The following is a 16,495-nucleotide window of genomic DNA, read 5'->3' as shown; positions in this document are numbered from 1 at the left end:
CGATTCGGGATGCTACGCACGAGTTCAGGCCGGAGGGTCGAGCCCCTGTTCGCGACGCAGTTGCTCCTGAGCGAGGATGCTGGCCCGGCCCAGCACATCGACCTGGGCGGGGTTGTAAAGACCGACGACGGCGTCGATCAACGTCTGGCGCGTGACGTGCTCGCTCTTCGACAGATGTCGGGCGGGGTCACGCAGCCAGGGATAGTCGACCAGATGCTGCGCCAGGCGCGCGGCGAGCTTCTCGGCGAGGTTCTGGCGGGTCGCCTCGTCGGCGTCGGGCGGCAGGGTGTCGATGTCGTGGCTGACGGGATCCGTGTCGGCGTCCGCCATGCGCCGCAGGTCCTTCATCACGTTCTCGTCGTTGAGCTGGGTGAAGACGTGGATGAGCGAGGTGTCGGACACGGTCAGCCGCGGCGCGCCCGACTCGAAGCCCGCGGGCGCGTCAGCTGGCGCCCCGTCGCGCAGAATGATCGCGATGTCGGAGCGAGCTCGGCGTAGACGCTCGACCTCGGCCGCCAGGTCGGCGTCGACCTGACGCAGCACTTCCGGGGCGGGGGCGCCGCCCGTGGTGATCGCGCCGATCCGGGACAGGGGCACACCCAGCTCTACGAGCCGCCGGATGCGCAGGAGGACGACGAGATGCTGTATCCCATACTGCTTGTATCCGTTCGGTCGGCGCTCGGGCTCGTCGAGCAGTCCGAGCCGGTGGTAGTGCCGAATGGTGTTCACCGTGGTGCCGGCGAGTTTCGCGAGCTCACGGGTGCTCCAGGCCACGTCGGTTGCGCCGATGAATCGGATCTCGCCTCGGTGCCGGAGGCCCAGCTGGTCGGCGTCACCGGACGGATCCAGCACTTCGAGGGACCGAGCGGGCAGTCCACCCGCGACGGCCCGCTCATCACCGAGAGGAAGACCGCCCAGAGCGATCTCCGGCGGCGTGGCGTCGCCGCGTCGTGCGAGGACGGTGCCAGCAACGCGGTCGTACGGGGCGATCCATGCCCTTTCGCCCGTCAGCGAGGCTGGACCAGGCCGTTGTCGTACGCGAAGATCACCGCCTGGATCCGGTCGCGGGCTCCGATCTTGAACAAGACCCGTCCGACGTGCTTCTTCACGGTCGACTCGGTCAGCGTGAAGCGTTCGGCGATCTCGGTGTTGGTGGCGCCCTGGCCGATCGCCTCGAGCACCTCCCGCTCCCGCTCGCTCAGCGTGCTCAGGCGGGGATTCTCGGAGGTGGCCGGCGCCGGTTCCTGCAGGTAGGCGTCCATCAGCTTGCGGGTCAGGCTGGGGGCTACCACTGAGTCTCCGCTCGCGACAGCGCGGATGCCGGCGATCAGTTCCTCCGGGCGCGCGTCTTTGAGTAAGAAGCCGCTCGCTCCGGCTCGAAGTCCGGCGTAGACGTATTCGTCCAGATCGAATGTGGTCAGGATCAGCACGTGGGTGCGTGAGCCGGCCGCGGTTATGCGGCGGGTGGCCTCGATGCCGTCCATGCCGGGCATGCGCACGTCCATCAGCACCACATCGGGCCGGGTCTGATCGACTTTCCGCACTGCCTCGGCGCCGGTGGCGGCCTCACCCACCACGGTGATGCCGGGGGTGCCGTCGAGCAGCATCTTGAAGCCCATTCGCTGCAACTGCTGGTCGTCGACGATCAGGACGGTGGTCATGAGGGCTCCTTGAGGACTACGTCAACGAGCCAGCCGTTCTCCACCGGGCCGGCGGTCACTATCCCGCTGTACATGGCGGCGCGTTCGCGTATGCCGAGCAGGCCGTGGCTTGGAGGGGCCGGTATGGCACGGCCGTTGTCGAGAACGCGTACCCGTACCTCTCCGTGGCAGGCAGCGAGAGTGACTGTCGCGGACGCGCCGCGCCCCGCGTGTTTGAGGGTGTTGGTGAGCGCTTCCTGGACGATGCGGTAGACCGCGAGCTGCAGCCCCTTGCCGAGGGTGTGCAGCTCGCCCGAGGTGGAGTAGGTGACTGGCAGCCCGGCTGCCCGCACGCTCGGCAGCAGCCGGTCGAGATCGTCGATGCCGGGCTGCGGTCTCAGCTGCGGACCAGGGTCACCCTCGCGCAGCACGCCCAGCACCCGGCGCAGCTCCGCGAGCGCCTGGCGGCCGGTCTCGCCGATCAGCCGGAGCGGTTCGGCGGTCTGCTCCTGCCGCGATCTGGCGAGGGCGGCGCTGCCGTCGGCGAGGCCGACGATCACCGACACGTGATGGCCGACGATGTCGTGCATCTCGCGGGCCACCCGGGCCCGCTCCTCAGCGACGGCCAGGCGGGCCTGCTGATCCCGTTCGATCTCGAGGCGGGCGGCCCGGTCCTCCAGGGCGATGAGGTACGCCCGGCGGGTGCGCACCGCGACGCCGGACGCGACCGCGGCCGCCTCTGTGCCGATCGCCAGGAGCAGGGTGGTGACGCGGTTCTCCGTCACCGGGTTGATCAGGTAGATCTCGGCGACCAGCAGCGCGAGGGCGATCCCGGAGGCCCAGGCCAGCGCCCGCCACGAACCGCGGGAGGCCACCCCGAACAGCATCACGAGCAGGATCACTCCGGCGCCGACGCCGACGTCCAGCAGTCCCTCGATCAACTCGATGGTCGCGGTGGCCAGGAACGCCGGGAACGGGTACCGCCGCCGCCAGTAGAGCGGTGGCAGCAGCACCAGGGTCGCGATGGTCGCCGACAGGGGTTTCTCGATGATGTTCGGGATGCTGAAGAGCACGATCGGGACGGCTACCAGGGTGTCCATGACCCACGGGTGGCGCCGGTCGAACGCCCGCAGCCGTGCCTGCCGGTCCACGAGCCATCCCTGCGTGCTCATCGCCCGAGTCTCCCTTACGCGTCGGTCTTTTTGAGCCGATAGGCGGTGGCGGTGAGCGTCACGGCCACGTACCCGGCGAAGACTGCGATTCCGGCCCACGGACCCAGCGTGCCGTCCGTGGGGGCCAGTGCCATCACGGCGCTGCCCGCGTTGCTGGGCAGGTAGGGGGTGACGGCATCGGCGATCGAGTCCGGCAGCAGCGGGGCCAGAACGGGCACGACCAGCAGCGCGCCGGACAGGATCGCGATGGCGCCGGCGCTGGAGCGGACGAGCATGCCGAGCGCGACGCCGAGCGCCGCGACCAGCCCCAGATAGAGGCCGGCGCCGAACAGGGCCCGCACGACGCCCTCGTCACCGAGGCCCAGACCGTCGACCTTCTCGTTGAGCACGGCCGACCCCAGGGCGAAAGCCGCGAAGGCGCCGATGGTCATCGTCACGAAGGCGGCTGCCCCGGCCACGAGGCCCTTTGACCACAGCACCGGCAACCGGCGCGGCACCGCGGCCAAAGTCGCCCGGATCATGCCGGTGGTGTATTCGCTCGCCCCCAGCAACGCGCCGAGCACGCCGACGGACAGGGCGGCCAGGACGCTGCCCGACAGGGCCAGATCGACCGAGGTCGGGCCCTCACCCGAGAAGGACGCCGAGGCGATCATGCCGAAGGCGATCAGGAGGAAGACGGAGATGCCGGTCGTGATCCAGGTGGAGCGCAGGGAAGAGAACTTGGTCCATTCGGCGGCGACGACGCCACCAGGGGTGATCTTCATCGGGAGGCCTCGTATTCGACAGCGTCGCGGGTCAGGTCCATGAACGCCTCTTCGAGGGAGGAGTTCTGCGGGGTGAGTTCGAACAGTGGGATGCCGCGGCTGGCCGCGGCCAGCCCGATCTTGCGGGCGGAGGTGCCGGCGACGAGCAGTTCCTCGGCGCCGGTCGAGGTGACCGTGATGCCAGGGCCGGCAATCGTCGTACGCAGCGCGTCGGGGGCGGGAGTGACGACGCGGACGCCCTCGGCGGTCACGAAGTCGGCCACTGTGGTGTCGGCCAGCAGTCTGCCCCGGCCGATGATGACCAGGTGGTCCGCGATCAGCGACACCTCGCTCATCAGGTGTGAGGACAGCATCACGGTGCGGCCCTCGGCGGCCAGGCCGGTGAGCAGGTTGCGCACCCAGAGGACACCCTCGGGGTCGAGGCCGTTGACCGGCTCGTCGAGCATCACCACGGCCGGGTCGCCGAGCAGCGCGGCGGCAATGCCGAGTCGCTGGCCCATGCCAAGGGAGAACGCACCGACCCGCTTGTGGGCGACGGCCGAGAGACCGGCCAGGTCGAGCACCTCGTCCACGCGCGAGCGCGGGATGCCGTTCGTGCGAGCCAACGCCAGAAGGTGGCTGACCGCCGTCCGGCCCGGGTGTGCGGCCTTGGCGTCGAGCAGAACGCCGATGTCGCGCAGCGGTGCCTGCGACGACGCGTACGGCTTGCCGTTGACCAGCACGTCGCCGGAGGTCGGCGCATCGAGACCGACGATCATCCGCATGGTCGTCGACTTGCCGGCGCCGTTGGGGCCGAGGAAGCCGGTGACCTGTCCGGGCTTCGCGGTGAACGACAGACGGTCGACGACCGTCTTCGCACCGTATCGCTTGGTTACCTCGCGTACCTGAATCATGCTCACCACGCTAGGTCCGGGCACAGCCCTCATCGTGGTACCGCGGTCGGCATTACCGGCCCGCCGTTGGTACCCAGGTTCTACTGGCCATCGCTACGTAAGGGTGTTTCACCGACGCGAACGCCGCCCCGCCGATGCAAGCGTGGAGCCAGCCGTACCACGGGGGAGGAGCTGACGTGGCCTGGAGCACCCGGGAGCTCTACATCTGCCAGCAGCCGCCCGGAAATGGTGCGGCCTCAAGCCGGGCGACGACGATCTCGCGAATGACCTCGTCATTGATGTAGGCGGGAAATAGCCGGGCGTACAACCGCCGAAATGGTGAACCGTGTCAGCCGACGACTGATCGGGGACTTGGTGGTGGCGTGGCTGACGCAACCCCGGCCGCCCGGGTCGGAGGTCACTTCAGACCGACCCGCCAGGGCCGCTATGCGGTGGACGGGGTGATGAGCTCATCGGCGACCCAACGCGCGACGGCAGCGGGGTAGGGCGCCGGCAGCGTGAGCACGATGTGCCCGAAGCCGGCACCGATCGCCCTGCCGATGGCGTCGCGGGTGAGCCTGGGCTGGTCATAGGAGACGGGCAGGTTGATCGAGCGGGTGATCGATGCGGGGTCGCGGCCGATTTCGGCGCAGTAGCGTTCCAGCAGGGTGCTGCGGCTGACGGCGTCGTCGACGTCCCCGCTGGCGATGTTCCAGATGTCCGCGTGCTCGGCGACCACCCGCAATGTGGCGGCGGAGCGGCCACCGATGACGATCGGCGGGTGCGGGCGCTGCACGGGCTTGGGGCTGGCGAACGCTCCGGTGAGGTCGACGTACGTTCCGTGGAAGTCGAACGGCTCCTTGTCGGTCCAGAGTCGACGGATGACCGTGAGCGCCTCGGCGAGGCTGCCCACGGCGTCGTTGGTGTCGGCGAAAGGCAGGCCGTGCGCGGCGTACTCCTGCCGGGCCAGGGGGTGACCAGGCCGTGACCCGACGCCGATGCCGAAGTCGAGGCGTCCGCCGGAGACGATGTCGACGACCGTGGCGATCTTGGCGAGCATCGCGGGAGGCCGGAAGCGGTTGCTGGTCACCATCACGCCCAGTCGCAGCCGCTCGGTCTGCGCGGCGAGGGCGGAGAGCAGGGTCCAGCCTTCGTACGCCGGTCCGCCCGGGTCGCCACCGATGGGCATGAGGTGGTCGAACAGCCACGCGTGCTCGATCTCGGCGATGGCGTCCGCTTCCTGCCATACCCGCAGGATGTCGTGGTAGTCGACGTGCATCGGGGCGGTCATGATCCCGAAGCTGGGCGAGGGCTTGCTTGGCATGGGTCCGTTCGTCCTTTCGACGCCGAGCTGGAAGGTCTGGCTGCGCGGCGGGTCAGCGGCAGGCGGACGCGTGGGCGCACGTCCGCCTGCCGCCTGGTCACTGACACGTGCCGGGTGATCAGCGGCGGCGCAGCGTCGGGTCGAGTAGAGCGGGCGGGGTGTCGTTCTTCTCGTGGGCGGCGAGGTCGACGCCGGGAGCCACGATCGCGTCGATCGCGTCCAGTACGTCGGTGGGGAGCACCGTGTCCGCGGCGGCGAGCTGCGAGTGGAGGTGGTCCGTCGTGCGGGGGCCGATGATCGCGCTGGTCACGCCCGGGTGTGCGGTGACGAAGCCGAGCGCGAGTTGGATGATGCTCAGGCCAGCCTCGTCGGCGACTGTGGCGAGTTGCTCGACGGCGTCGAGCTTGGCGCGGTTGGCGGGGATGCTGATGTCGTAGCGCTGCCGCATGAAGCCCGAGCGGTTCGTGCTGATGTCCTGGCCGGCGCGGATCGCGCCGGAGAGCCAGCCCGATGCCAGCGGGCTCCAGGCGAGCACGCCCATGCCGTACTCCTGGGTCGCGGGGAGCACGTGGGTCTCGATGCCGCGTTGCAGGATCGAGTAGTTCGGCTGCTCGGTGACGTATCGGCTCAGATGTCCCTCGCGGGCGGCCCACTGCGCCTGCACGATGCGGTAGGCGGGGAAGGTCGAGGAGCCGAAGTAGCGGATCTTGCCCGCGCGTTGCAGGTCCGTCAGCGCCGCCAGCGTCTCGTCGTCGCTTGTCGTCGGGTCCCACCGGTGCATCTGATAGAGGTCGACGTGGTCGACGCCGAGGCGGCGCAGGCTGTTGTCCAGCGCGGTGACCAGCCAGCGGCGCGAGCCGCCCCGCTGGTTGCGGTCGTCGCCCATCGGCAGGGTCGCCTTGGTGGCCAGGACGACGTCGTCGCGGCGGCCGGCGATGGCCTTGCCGACCATCTCCTCGGACTGGCCGCCGCTGTAGGCGTCGGCGGTGTCGATGAGGTTGATCCCCGCGTCGAGTGCTGCGTCGACGATGGCGGTGGCGTCCTCCTGGGTGGTGTTGCCGATCTTGCCGAAGTTCATCGCGCCGAGTACGAGGGTGCTGACCTGCACGCCAGTGCGACCCAGGGTGCGGTATTGCATGATTGTTTCTCCTTCGCGTCCGGCGGTCCACGGTTTGGTGGCAGCCCGCCCGGTCAGTATGGTGGGTAAGCGGAACGAGGTTCCGATAGTCAACATACGGAACGACGTTCCGGATGCCAAGCGGAGTGACGGAGGTAACGCGACGTGGCCGACATCGACAGCGGCTCGGAGCGACCGGTCCCGCGCAAGCGGGCCGACGCCCGGCGCAACGAGAGGGCCCTGCTCGACGCTGCCGCCGCGGCGTTCGTCACCTCCGGCGTCGACGTCCCCGTGCGCGACATCGCCGTACGGGCGGGCGTTGGCGTGGGCACGATCTACCGGCACTTCCCCAGCCGGGCCGACCTCATCGTCGCCGTCTACCGGCACCAGATCGAGGCGTGCGCCGAGGCGGGACCGGCCCTGCTGGCCGACAGCTACACACCGCACGCCGCCCTGGCGCAGTGGATCGACCTGTTCGTCGACTTCCTGGTCACCAAGCACGGTCTCGCCGCAGCGCTACAGTCCGACGACGCCGCCTTCCAGAGCCTGCACGCCTACTTCCTCGACCGGCTCGTCCCGGTCTGCGACCAACTCCTCGACGCCGCCGTCGCCGCTCAAGAGATCCGCCCCGACATGGACGCCTACGGGCTGCTGCGCGGCGTCGGCAATCTCTGCATCGGCGCGGGCAACGATCCTCGTTACGACGCACGCCGCCTGGTCGACCTCCTCGTGGCCGGGCTTCGCGTCCGCTAGGACCTGTTTCAGAGCGCGGTGCCGCCCGAAGCGTCGATGACCTGACCGGTCACCCAGCGCCCCTCGTCCGAGGCGAGGAAGGCGATGATGCTGGCCACGTCGTCCGTCTCGCCGAGCCGGCCGAGGGCGACGCGCGCCGTCTGCTGCGCCGCGAGTTCCGGATTGTCGACCAGATATTGGCTGTTCCGGGTCATGACGATGCCGGGTGACACCGCGTTGACGGTGATCCCGCGGAGGCCCAAATCCAGCGCCATGTCGTAGCTGAACCAGTTCAGCGCCGCCTTGCTGACGCCGTAGGCCAGCAGATCCGGGCTTCCGACTCTGGCCGCGGTGCTGGAGACGTTGATGATCCGGCCGCCGTCGCGCAGTCGCGGCAGCGCGTGCTTCGTGATGAAGAACGGCGCCTTCACGTTCACGGCCATCACCTGGTCGAACTCGTCCTCGGGGAGGTCGGCCAGTCGGGCGAAGCTTCCCTTGCCGGCGTTGTGGACGAGGATGTCGATCTTCCCGTCGGGCACGAGCTCCCGGCCCGCCGTGTCGAAGGTCTCCCAGAAGCGAGCCGCGTCGCCGGGTGTGCCCAGCTCGGTGTGCACGGCGAATGCACGTCCGCCTTCCTTGCGGATGCGCTCCACCGTGTCGCGGGCCGCCGCCTCGTCGTGGCCATAGCCGACGGCGACCGTCGCCCCGTCACGGGCGAACCGCTCGACGGTCGCCCGGCCGATTCCGTGACTGCCGCCGGTGACGACGGCCACTTTGTTCTGCAGTGCTCCTGACATGACCGCTCCTTTGTTGAATGATCGCTCAAGAGGAACCGTAGCTCCTTCTTGAGCGATCCACCAACAAATCTCCAGCCCGCTTTTGAGCGATCGCTCTAGAATGGGGTCATGGACACACCAGAGGTACGGCGAGGCCGGCCGCCGACCTTCGACCGGGCGGCGGCACTGGCGGCCGCCACCCGCCTGTTCTGGGAGAACGGGTACGAGGGGACCTCGATCAACGACCTGACCCGGGCGATGGGCATCCGGCCCGGCAGTCTCTATGCGGCGTTCGGCGACAAGAGGTCCCTGTTCAACGAGGTCATCGAGGCGTACGGTCGCTCCCCGGCCGGCGAGTTCGTCTGGGCAGCCATGGCCAGGGAGCCGACGGCCTTCGATGCCTTCCACCGCATCCTGCTCGACGCGGCGGCGATGTACACCGACGCCGAGACGCCGGCCGGAAACCTGCTCTGCAGCGCGGCTGCGGCCGACACCGATGTCGCCACCTACATGCGCGACCTGCGCAACGCCAGCGTCGGCACCTTCGAGAAGCGCCTGACAACCGCCCGGCAAGAGGGCGAACTACCGGCGGCAGCCGACCCCCGCAAGCTTGCCGCGTATTTCACGGCCGTCATGCACGGCATGTCCCAGCGCGCCCGGGATGGCGCCACGGCGGCGGAGCTCACCGATACCGCGGAACTGGCCATGGCCGCCTGGCCGACGCGCTGACCGCTGCGGATCTCCCTGGCTCCCGGCGAACCAGGGACTCGTACGGGCCGATGGCTGGCGCCGACCGGCGTCTCGGGTCGCCTGACGCCGCGCCTGCAGGTGTGGTGTGAATCGATGTACAGCGGTGCGGGTGAGCGGGCTGAAGCCCGCCGCGCGTCCGTCATCGGAGACACCGATCCCACGGCATCATCCTGAGCGGGCCCTTCAGGCTGGAGACCTCTTCGGCGCGCCCGAAGAGGTAGGACCGGGTCCGCCTGGTTGAGCCCGGCGGGCCTTCCCGATCCGACCGAGATGTGTGTGATCGAACCCCTCGGTCGTCTTCAGGCCGTAACCAAGGGCGCGGTCGACCGCGGTCGGCCGTCCCGGGTGTCAGCGATCCCTGCGCCGCAACGCCGGCTCGGTGTCGGCGAGAAAGCTCCACAGCGTACGCGCCGGCCGTCCGATGACCTGCTCGACGGTGTCGGTCACCTCCGCGAAGCCGCCGGCGCGCACCCGCTCGAACGTCAGCGCGGAGAGGTCTCGTTCGAAGCCCTCAAGACCGGCAACAGCCTCGTCGACGGTCACGTCCCGGTGGGTCACGGGATGCCCGGCCGCGGCGGAGAGCAGCTCCGCGGTGCGCGGCAACGACAGTGCCTCCGGACCGGAGATCCGGTACGTCCGGCCGGAATGCCCGTCCTCGAGCAGCGCCCGCGCGGCGACTGCCGCGATGTCCCGGGCGTCGATCCAGGCCACCGTTGCGCCGCTGCTGGGAAACGGCAGCTCACCGGCACCGACAATCTGGTCGCGGTAGAAGCGCGGATCGGTGAGCACCTGCATGAACCAGCCCGGCCGCAGGACCGTCCAGGGGCGCCCGCTGTCGCGTACCACACGCTCGACGCGCGGCGCCCAACCGACGGGCCCCGGATGGTCCGGGCCCGGGTGGCCACCGTCCTGGTCGGACAGCAGGACCACCCGGACCCTGGGCGACGTTCCGGCCAGCAACGCAGCGACGAGTTCCGACGCGTCCGCGCGGTCCGGCCGGACCACGTACACGGCGTCGACGTCCTCGGTCGCCGCCGCCCACCCCGACGGCTCGTCCCAGGAGAAGGCGGTAGGGCGAACGCCGTCGATGCCGATGGTGGCCGGATCGCTGCTGCCGCCGAGCACCTCGACGTCTCGTCGTGCCACGAGCAGCTCCGCCAGTGGTAGGCCTGTCTTGCCGCGGACGCCGGTCACCAGCACCCGGGTCGCGCCGGTCTCAGCCGATTGCGAACTCCGCACCGTGAACCACTCCTTTGGTTGGTAACTCGTGTGGGTCAACCCCCGGTCGCATCCCCGGTAGGCGCGGCCGGGCCGGCGGAGTCCTCACGGCATCGGGTGGCGCTCGGCGAACTCCCATACGATCTGGCTGGCGTCGGGGCCCGCGTGATCGGTGTAGCGGCCGTCGCCGTCGGGGCCGGGCCAGGCGTGCCCCATGTCCTGGACACGGTACGACTCGACGATCGGCGAGCCGTCCGGCGCGGTGATCGTCGAACGCGTGTACGCGTGCCGGCCCGCGGCGGCTGGCACGGACACGGTCTCCTCGGCCGGGTTGAGGCTGTTGTTGGGTAGTCCGTCGTCGACGAGATCGCTCACGGCGGTCCACTGTGCGACGAGTCGCGTGGCGACCAGGGGTGGCACGACCTCGTCCTGCTCGCCCTGGATGACCAGCAGGGGCACCCGCCGGGCCCGCTCACCCATCTGGGCCCAGGCTTGACGGGCCGTGTCCAGCGGCGACGTCGAGTCCGGGTCGTCCGGGTCGACCTGGTTGAGCCCGTACTCGCCGCCGGCGACCGAGGTCGCCGTGGCGAAGACGTCGGGGTGGGTCGCGGCGAGGATGACCGCGGTTCCCGCGCCCGACGAGGCGCCGGCCACGTGCACCCGCGCGGGATCCGCGTCGTACTTCTCGACGACCTGGCGGGCGACGCCCGCGAGCAGCGCGGGTTCGCCGGCATGCCGGTGTTGATGCCGTGGGTCAGCGGAGTTCCAGCAGGCGATCAGGTTGCGGGAGATCAGTTGTGTGGGGTAGGCGACGATGAAGCCCTTCCGGTCGGCCAAGCGGTTGAACTGCGTCGTGGATTTCATGGAGTTCCATCCGTAGCCGGTCATGCCGCAGCCGTGGATTGCCATGACGACCGGCAGCCGGGCCGTCCCCTTGTGCTGGGGCGGAAGGTGGACCTGGTAGCGCTGCGAACCGGCATCGCCCTGGTAGACGTGGTTGCGGTCGCCGTCGCCCACCTGCCAGGGCAGGCCGAGCTGAAGGGCGGCGACGCCGAGGCTGACGGCGGCCACCACGGTGGCGAGGATGCCGGATACGATCCGGAGCCACCGCCGTCGCCGAGGACGGGTGGGTTCGGCGTCGGCATCCGGCGCGGAAGGCGTGGAGGTCACGCGCGTCTCCTTTCTTGTACGGGACGTCTAGTGGATGTCGACACGGCGCGGCGTGGGGTTGGGTATGCCGGATAGCTGAGGTAGCCCGACGCCGCCACCGGCGTCGTAGTCGTCCCGCGCCAGGCATGGCGCAGCCCGAGCAGGCTGAGCTCGGCGAGCAAAGCGCCGTACACCTCGGGTGGGTGTCGATGTCGTCACAGGTGTGGTGGCACCGGCGGACGATGTGGTGGGGCTGCCCCTGCGTAGTTCCACTCGGTCGCACTAGCTGCGAGGAAGCACTGTGATGGCCGCGATGGCGCTGTTGACGACCGCGGCCGTCACGGTGCGGGTAGCGGCCTCCGCCGCGGCGTCGGCGCCCCATTCGCCCAAGGTCGGGTTGCCCGACCGGGGTTCGGTGGTCATCGGCGGGGTTCCCAGCGGAAGAGTCGGATGGCAAGGTTGACGGCGACGGCGACCCAGGCGAGCGTGGGTGCGAGCAGGAGCAGGGAGTCGGTCACGGCGACGCCGCCGTTCCAGGCGTTCACGGTCAGTTGGGTGGCTGCGCCGCCGGGCAGCAGCCGCTTGAGCCAGGCGAGGTCCTCGGTGCCGGTGATGCCCACCCAGGTGGCCACGGCGATCACGCCGAGCGTCACTGGCAGGGTGGTGACCTGGGCGTGCTCGGGTGAGTTGGTCAGCCCGGCGGTGGCCAGGGCCAGGCCGATCATCATGGCCAGTGTCGCGAGGGTCGCCACCACGAGCAGGGCGACGTTCGCCGGCTTGCCGGCGACGACGGCCAGGGCGATCAGGATCGCGGTCACCTGGATCAGGGCGATGACGACGACGGGCAGCAGCAGGCCGGCGATGATGCCGGTGTCGCTTGCGGCGGTGGAGCGCAGCCGCTTGAGGAAGAGGTTCTGTCGCCGGGACGCCAGGGTGGTGACGGCGGTGGCGTAGAGCCCGAACGCGGCGATTGTGAACATCACGATCGCGGCGATGTAGCCGAGGCTGCCGATGTCGGCGAAGGTCTCGTGCTGGCGGACGAAGTACGCGCTGACGACTACCGGGATGATGAGGCTGGTGATCAGCACCAGTCGGTTGCGGAAGATCTGGATCAGCTCGCTTGCGGCGATGGACAACACGGTGGCGCTCCTGTCGAGATAACGGGTCAGTTGCTGATGGCGCGGAAGACGTCGTCGAGGCGGGTCGGCCCAGCCTCCAAGCCCTGCAGCTCGACGGCGTGGTCCTGGGCCCACGCGAGCAGGACGTGCAGGTCCTTCTGCAAACCGAAGGTCTCGACCACCACCTTGCCCTTGACGGTGACCGCGGCCTGCAGCGGCAACGCCGGCGCCCCGGCCGGGAGGGAGAAGCGGATGACGGCCGGCAGGGTGCGGGTCAGTTCGGCCACGGTGCCCTCGCGGTGGAGGGTGCCCTGGTGCATCAGTCCGATGCGGTCGGCGCGTTGTTGTGCCTCCTCCAGGTAGTGGGTGGTGAGCACGATGGTCGCGCCGTTCTCCCGGAGGCGGTCGACGGTCGCCCAGACGGCGTCGCGGGACTGGATGTCGAGGCCGGTGGTCGGCTCGTCGAGGAAGATCAGCTCCGGGGTGCCGTAGACGGCGGTGGCGAAGTCCAGCCGCCGCTTCTCTCCGCCGGAAAGTTGCGACACCTTGCGGCCGGCTCGGGCGGTGAGGTCGACGAGGTCGAGCACCCGGTCGACGTCGTCGCTACGCCCGCTGAGCCGGCCGATCAGACCGACGGACTCACGGACGGTGAGGTCTGGGGAGAATCCGCTCTCCTGGAGCATGACGCCCATTCGGGGACGTACCGCGCGCCGGTCGTCGGGGCTGTGCCCGAAAACACGGACCGTGCCGGAGGCCGGCCTGCGGTGTCCCTCGATGACCTCCAGGGTCGAGGTCTTTCCGGCGCCGTTGGTGCCCAGCAGGGCGTACAGCTCTCCGGGCCGCACCTGGAAGGAGAGGTCCTTGACGGCGTGGAAGTCGCCGTAGGTGAGGTTCAGCCGGTCGACGTCGATGACGGGGGTCGTGGTCATGTCCCCATGACAGCAGCGATGGCGGCCGACCGTCAGTGCAACTACGTCACGGCTACAAGTGACGCGGTGTCACTGTTCGAGACTGGTGGCCGTCGGATACTGACACGGTGACCGCTCGATGCCGCGCTTCACGGAAGTCGACGCAGGGGAGGCTGCGCCGGCTCAACCTCGCCACGTCACTGCCGCCGGTCGTGATCGCCGCCGTGGTCCTGCTCTACACCGATGCGCGGACCTGGTGGTTACGGCCCCCGATACCCCGTCCTGCTGCGCGTGCCCCACCGCCGCCGCGAGGCCAGCCTGCTCGACGCCCTCGCCGGTGTGCCCACCGCCATGCCCGTGGCCACCGGCCTGCACGACGAGCACCCCGCCGGCCCCGCCTGGACCCTCACCACCGACCCCGGCCTGCGCCGATGGCTGCACGATCTGCCGTCGGACCACGGCCCCCACAACATCTCCACCAACCCCGACCGCTATATCGACCCTGACGATCACTGATCCCGTGCCAGCACGGTGATGAACGGGCGGGGTGTTTCCGCGCTGCCCCGCCGATGATCGCCGACGGCGATGGTCTCGCGGGCCCTGCTCGCAGGTGAGCTGGCGTCTTCAACCGTTTCGAAGGCGTTCGGAAAGGTCGCAGACTGCCCTGTCGTATCGATCGTCCGTCACACCGGGCCGGTGGGCCCGTATCGGCGCCCATACGGTGTCTTCGCCCTGCGCGTCAAGGCACTGCGGATCCCTGAGCCGGCGGTCCACGGTCATGTCGGGGGCCTGTCGCGCGCCGCGCTCACCGGCATCTGCACTATTGAAGATCCAGCCGCCGATCGGATCGGTATCCCGCCACAGGTTCACCCACCGCCAGCCGACATGACGGCCCACCTCGCGCAATACCTCCGCGCCGACGTATGCCGGGAACAGCGCGCTGTACAGGCGTCTTAACGGGGAACTGTGGGTTAGCAGTGCGACCCTGTCGAGCACCTGCGGCTCAAGTTGCAGAATGCTGGCCACAGCCAACACGGACCCGTGACTGTGGGCCGCGACCAGCACACCGTGCCCTCTACCCGCAAGCACGGTGATCCGGCGAGCGAGTTCGGGTACGGCGCGTTCGGCGTAACACGGTGGGGCGAAGGGCTGGGCGACGCGAGGCCAGAACATACCGAGGTCCCAGAGCACCCCGATGTACCGGCGGAAGACCGACGTTCGATACGCGAACAATCCTCCAATCAACAAGCCGAGGAAGACCAGCGCCATCAGGTAGCTGCCGAAGTGCGTACCGGCGCTCACGAAGTCGGGCGGCAGGCTCGCCAGGTGCTCAGCGGCGAAACTGGGTTGCAGCTCGACCAGACCCAGCGCGGAAAAACCCAAGCTCAGCGCGACGATGCAGCAGTACATTGCCGCGAGCGGAGCGAGCCACTCGGTGAATTGAGCCCGAGCGATCGCGTCACGCACCTCTGCCCGTCGTCCGTTCGCCCGCGCATCCGCACAGGGGAAGTCTCGGGCGACGATCTCTTCCGCCGCCCGCCTCCGGTGACGTCGCGACAGCACGACCATGACCGCACCGGTTGCTGCGGCTGCGAAGACCGACACAAAGAAGCCGAACATGGTCCACTTGTACGGCAGCACCGGGCTGGTGGGCTGCACGTCAGGTGTAGGCAAATCACGATCGAGGTAGTCCGAGACCCGGTAGTTGAACTCGGTCGCGTAGATGACCGCCAGCCCCACGGCAAGGCACGCGAACAGCGGTGCACCCAAACCGTGTAGGAGCACGCGACCACCGCCTGCGCGATAACGGCCCACCAGTGCCGCTGTCCCCAGCAGCGCCAGGAGCACGCCTTGGGTCACGAACACCATGACCACCGCCCGGGCGTGGCCGGGCAGACCCTCCACGGGGGGCCACGCGGTCCGATCGAGCGCCGCACGACAGATGACGACGACCGTCGTCACCACGGCAATGAGGCGTAGCACACGAACGACGACGTCGACCGCCAGACCCGATCGGGCGACGACCCTCTCGGACACGCATAACAGAACACAGCCCACTGTGACAGCTGACGCCGTCACTCCTAGAAGAAGGTCAAGCACGTCAGGACCGCGGGCCGACCACAGCGCCGCGACGAGGCTGAGGTCGATCACAGCGAGGCCCGTCGCCAGATGGATGAACCGCAGTCGTTCCGCTCCGGGAAACGCGTCGGGCGTTCCGATCGCGCCGAGAGGCGTGTCCGCCTTCGTTCGCGTCGCCGTCGGCGGGATGAAGTTGTTGTACCAGTGTCCGCAGCGGGGTCCGGCGAGCTGCAATACCCAGAGAGCGCCCACAGGCACCAGCGACAGCACCGCCAAACGCAAACCGGCCGGTTGACCACCGAGCCACGACAACCAGGTTCGGCCGCCCAAGCACTCAGCCCGGGACATGCACTTGACAGCAAGCAGGTCCAACCCCACACCCACGAAGGACAGGACGTACAGGGCCGTAAGGCTCAGACCAACCAGCCGGCAACCGACCCGGACCACACTCCCACTGACGTTCGCTCGCGGCCGCATCCACGCCGCCGCGTTGCACAACATAAACGGCAACAGGAACACCAGCGACAGCGTCCTCACCGCAGTTCCGCTTGGCAACTCACTCCACCGGTATGTCTCCAGCACCGAGCCGCAGGCGCCTCCCGTGGCACCGTTCCCCTCCCGCGGACGATAAAAGCCGCCCTTGTGGTCGCCGGCCACACGGCGCAGCTGCGGCCGATCGAGGACGGCGTCCGCGTCGGCACTCGACACGCCGTACACCCGCAGTTCCACGACGTCGCGGGGCGGGGGACGCGGTGACTCGCGCCCGGTGCCGGGTGGCGGCAACTTCGGCATCCTGACCTCACGACGAATCAGCGCGGACGAAACCGGTGTCGACCGCGCTTACCCACTCGCGACAGGCGCAGACCTCGCCTGCCC

Annotated in this window: 16 protein-coding genes and 2 pseudogenes; 3 read left to right on the top strand and 15 right to left on the bottom strand. The window is 69.3% G+C overall.

Annotated features, from left to right (window positions below; genetic code table 11):
• Window positions 1-24: 24 nt before the first annotated feature.
• The 7 genes from OG992_RS32770 to OG992_RS32740 form a co-directional block, all read right to left on the bottom strand.
• Window positions 25-852 carry a MerR family transcriptional regulator gene (locus OG992_RS32770; protein WP_238684327.1) on the bottom strand — a complete coding sequence of 276 codons (828 nt, stop codon included), beginning with the start codon at window positions 850-852 and terminating at the stop codon, window positions 25-27.
• A 155-nt stretch (window positions 853-1,007) separates the two neighbouring features.
• Window positions 1,008-1,661 (bottom strand): response regulator transcription factor, encoded by a 654-nt coding sequence (locus tag OG992_RS32765; RefSeq protein ID WP_266305384.1) that lies wholly within the window; start codon window positions 1,659-1,661, stop codon window positions 1,008-1,010.
• On the bottom strand, window positions 1,658-2,812 hold the full coding sequence (locus tag OG992_RS32760) for a sensor histidine kinase (RefSeq protein WP_266305383.1): 1,155 nt from the start codon (window positions 2,810-2,812) through the stop codon (window positions 1,658-1,660). Before OG992_RS32760 ends, OG992_RS32765 begins: the two co-directional genes overlap by 4 nt.
• Before the next feature lie 14 nt (window positions 2,813-2,826).
• Window positions 2,827-3,576: an ABC transporter permease gene (locus OG992_RS32755; RefSeq protein ID WP_266305382.1), complete on the bottom strand. Its 750-nt coding sequence runs from the start codon at window positions 3,574-3,576 to the stop codon at window positions 2,827-2,829.
• Window positions 3,573-4,469 (bottom strand): ABC transporter ATP-binding protein, encoded by an 897-nt coding sequence (locus OG992_RS32750; RefSeq protein WP_266305381.1) that lies wholly within the window; start codon window positions 4,467-4,469, stop codon window positions 3,573-3,575. The genes OG992_RS32755 and OG992_RS32750 overlap by 4 nt, the downstream gene beginning before the upstream one ends.
• A 424-nt stretch (window positions 4,470-4,893) precedes the next feature.
• Entirely contained in the window at window positions 4,894-5,772 is an 879-nt protein-coding gene (locus OG992_RS32745) for an LLM class flavin-dependent oxidoreductase (protein ID WP_266305380.1), read from the bottom strand.
• Between the two features lie 118 nt (window positions 5,773-5,890).
• Window positions 5,891-6,910, bottom strand: coding sequence for an aldo/keto reductase (locus tag OG992_RS32740; protein ID WP_266305379.1), 1,020 nt, complete (start codon window positions 6,908-6,910; stop codon window positions 5,891-5,893).
• Between the two features lie 153 nt (window positions 6,911-7,063).
• On the opposite strand from OG992_RS32740, the gene OG992_RS32735 reads away from it, so the two are divergent.
• Window positions 7,064-7,642, top strand: a complete 579-nt coding sequence (locus tag OG992_RS32735) for a TetR/AcrR family transcriptional regulator (protein ID WP_238684399.1) — start codon at window positions 7,064-7,066, stop codon at window positions 7,640-7,642.
• Window positions 7,643-7,650: 8 nt separating this feature from the next.
• Here the strand turns inward: OG992_RS32735 and OG992_RS32730 are convergent, their stop codons facing one another.
• On the bottom strand, window positions 7,651-8,418 hold the full coding sequence (locus tag OG992_RS32730) for an SDR family NAD(P)-dependent oxidoreductase (protein WP_238684320.1): 768 nt from the start codon (window positions 8,416-8,418) through the stop codon (window positions 7,651-7,653).
• Window positions 8,419-8,526: 108 nt separating this feature from the next.
• Between OG992_RS32730 and OG992_RS32725 the strand changes: the two genes are divergently transcribed.
• Window positions 8,527-9,126 (top strand): TetR/AcrR family transcriptional regulator, encoded by a 600-nt coding sequence (locus tag OG992_RS32725; protein WP_238684319.1) that lies wholly within the window; start codon window positions 8,527-8,529, stop codon window positions 9,124-9,126.
• A gap of 204 nt (window positions 9,127-9,330) precedes the next feature.
• Here the strand turns inward: OG992_RS32725 and OG992_RS32720 are convergent.
• From OG992_RS32720 to OG992_RS32695, 6 genes and pseudogenes are all read right to left on the bottom strand, one after another.
• Window positions 9,331-9,468: pseudogene (locus OG992_RS32720) on the bottom strand (DUF4260 family protein); the annotation flags it as partial.
• A gap of 27 nt (window positions 9,469-9,495) precedes the next feature.
• Window positions 9,496-10,386 (bottom strand): NAD(P)H-binding protein, encoded by an 891-nt coding sequence (locus tag OG992_RS32715; protein ID WP_238684318.1) that lies wholly within the window; start codon window positions 10,384-10,386, stop codon window positions 9,496-9,498.
• 84 nt (window positions 10,387-10,470) lie between these two features.
• The gene (locus OG992_RS32710) at window positions 10,471-11,535 is read right to left on the bottom strand and encodes a PHB depolymerase family esterase (RefSeq protein ID WP_238684317.1); all 1,065 of its coding nucleotides are present in this window, start codon (window positions 11,533-11,535) and stop codon (window positions 10,471-10,473) included.
• A 261-nt stretch (window positions 11,536-11,796) separates the two neighbouring features.
• On the bottom strand, window positions 11,797-11,937 hold the full coding sequence (locus OG992_RS32705) for a hypothetical protein (protein ID WP_238684316.1): 141 nt from the start codon (window positions 11,935-11,937) through the stop codon (window positions 11,797-11,799).
• On the bottom strand, window positions 11,934-12,653 hold the full coding sequence (locus tag OG992_RS32700; protein ID WP_238684315.1) for an ABC transporter permease: 720 nt from the start codon (window positions 12,651-12,653) through the stop codon (window positions 11,934-11,936). Before OG992_RS32700 ends, OG992_RS32705 begins: the two co-directional genes overlap by 4 nt.
• A gap of 26 nt (window positions 12,654-12,679) precedes the next feature.
• Window positions 12,680-13,561, bottom strand: a complete 882-nt coding sequence (locus tag OG992_RS32695; RefSeq protein ID WP_266305378.1) for an ABC transporter ATP-binding protein — start codon at window positions 13,559-13,561, stop codon at window positions 12,680-12,682.
• Window positions 13,562-13,801: 240 nt separating this feature from the next.
• Between OG992_RS32695 and OG992_RS32690 the strand changes: the two are divergent.
• Window positions 13,802-14,056, top strand: a pseudogene (locus OG992_RS32690) (hypothetical protein); the annotation flags it as partial.
• 108 nt (window positions 14,057-14,164) lie between these two features.
• Here the strand turns inward: OG992_RS32690 and OG992_RS32685 are convergent.
• Window positions 14,165-16,327, bottom strand: coding sequence for a hypothetical protein (locus OG992_RS32685; protein WP_266305377.1), 2,163 nt, complete (start codon window positions 16,325-16,327; stop codon window positions 14,165-14,167).
• Window positions 16,328-16,495 lie beyond the last annotated feature (168 nt).

Origin of the sequence: Micromonospora sp. NBC_00362, assembly GCF_026342155.1 — a bacterium.
Classification (GTDB): domain Bacteria; phylum Actinomycetota; class Actinomycetes; order Mycobacteriales; family Micromonosporaceae; genus Micromonospora; species Micromonospora hortensis.
Note: the sequence above shows the minus strand (reverse complement) of the source record. Positions and strands in the feature narration are given on the sequence as shown.

What these genes read in the sequence shown, in the direction of transcription:
- OG992_RS32765 (WP_266305384.1), bottom strand. Translation starts at nt 1,661, where the DNA reads ATGACCACCGTCCTGATCGTCGACGACCAGCAGTTGCAGCGAATGGGC.
- OG992_RS32760 (WP_266305383.1), bottom strand. Translation starts at nt 2,812, where the DNA reads ATGAGCACGCAGGGATGGCTCGTGGACCGGCAGGCACGGCTGCGGGCG.
- OG992_RS32755 (WP_266305382.1), bottom strand. Translation starts at nt 3,576, where the DNA reads ATGAAGATCACCCCTGGTGGCGTCGTCGCCGCCGAATGGACCAAGTTC.
- OG992_RS32750 (WP_266305381.1), bottom strand. Translation starts at nt 4,469, where the DNA reads ATGATTCAGGTACGCGAGGTAACCAAGCGATACGGTGCGAAGACGGTC.
- OG992_RS32745 (WP_266305380.1), bottom strand. Translation starts at nt 5,772, where the DNA reads ATGCCAAGCAAGCCCTCGCCCAGCTTCGGGATCATGACCGCCCCGATG.
- OG992_RS32740 (WP_266305379.1), bottom strand. Translation starts at nt 6,910, where the DNA reads ATGCAATACCGCACCCTGGGTCGCACTGGCGTGCAGGTCAGCACCCTC.
- OG992_RS32730 (WP_238684320.1), bottom strand. Translation starts at nt 8,418, where the DNA reads ATGTCAGGAGCACTGCAGAACAAAGTGGCCGTCGTCACCGGCGGCAGT.
- OG992_RS32725 (WP_238684319.1), top strand. Translation starts at nt 8,527, where the DNA reads ATGGACACACCAGAGGTACGGCGAGGCCGGCCGCCGACCTTCGACCGG.
- OG992_RS32705 (WP_238684316.1), bottom strand. Translation starts at nt 11,937, where the DNA reads ATGACCACCGAACCCCGGTCGGGCAACCCGACCTTGGGCGAATGGGGC.
- OG992_RS32695 (WP_266305378.1), bottom strand. Translation starts at nt 13,561, where the DNA reads ATGACCACGACCCCCGTCATCGACGTCGACCGGCTGAACCTCACCTAC.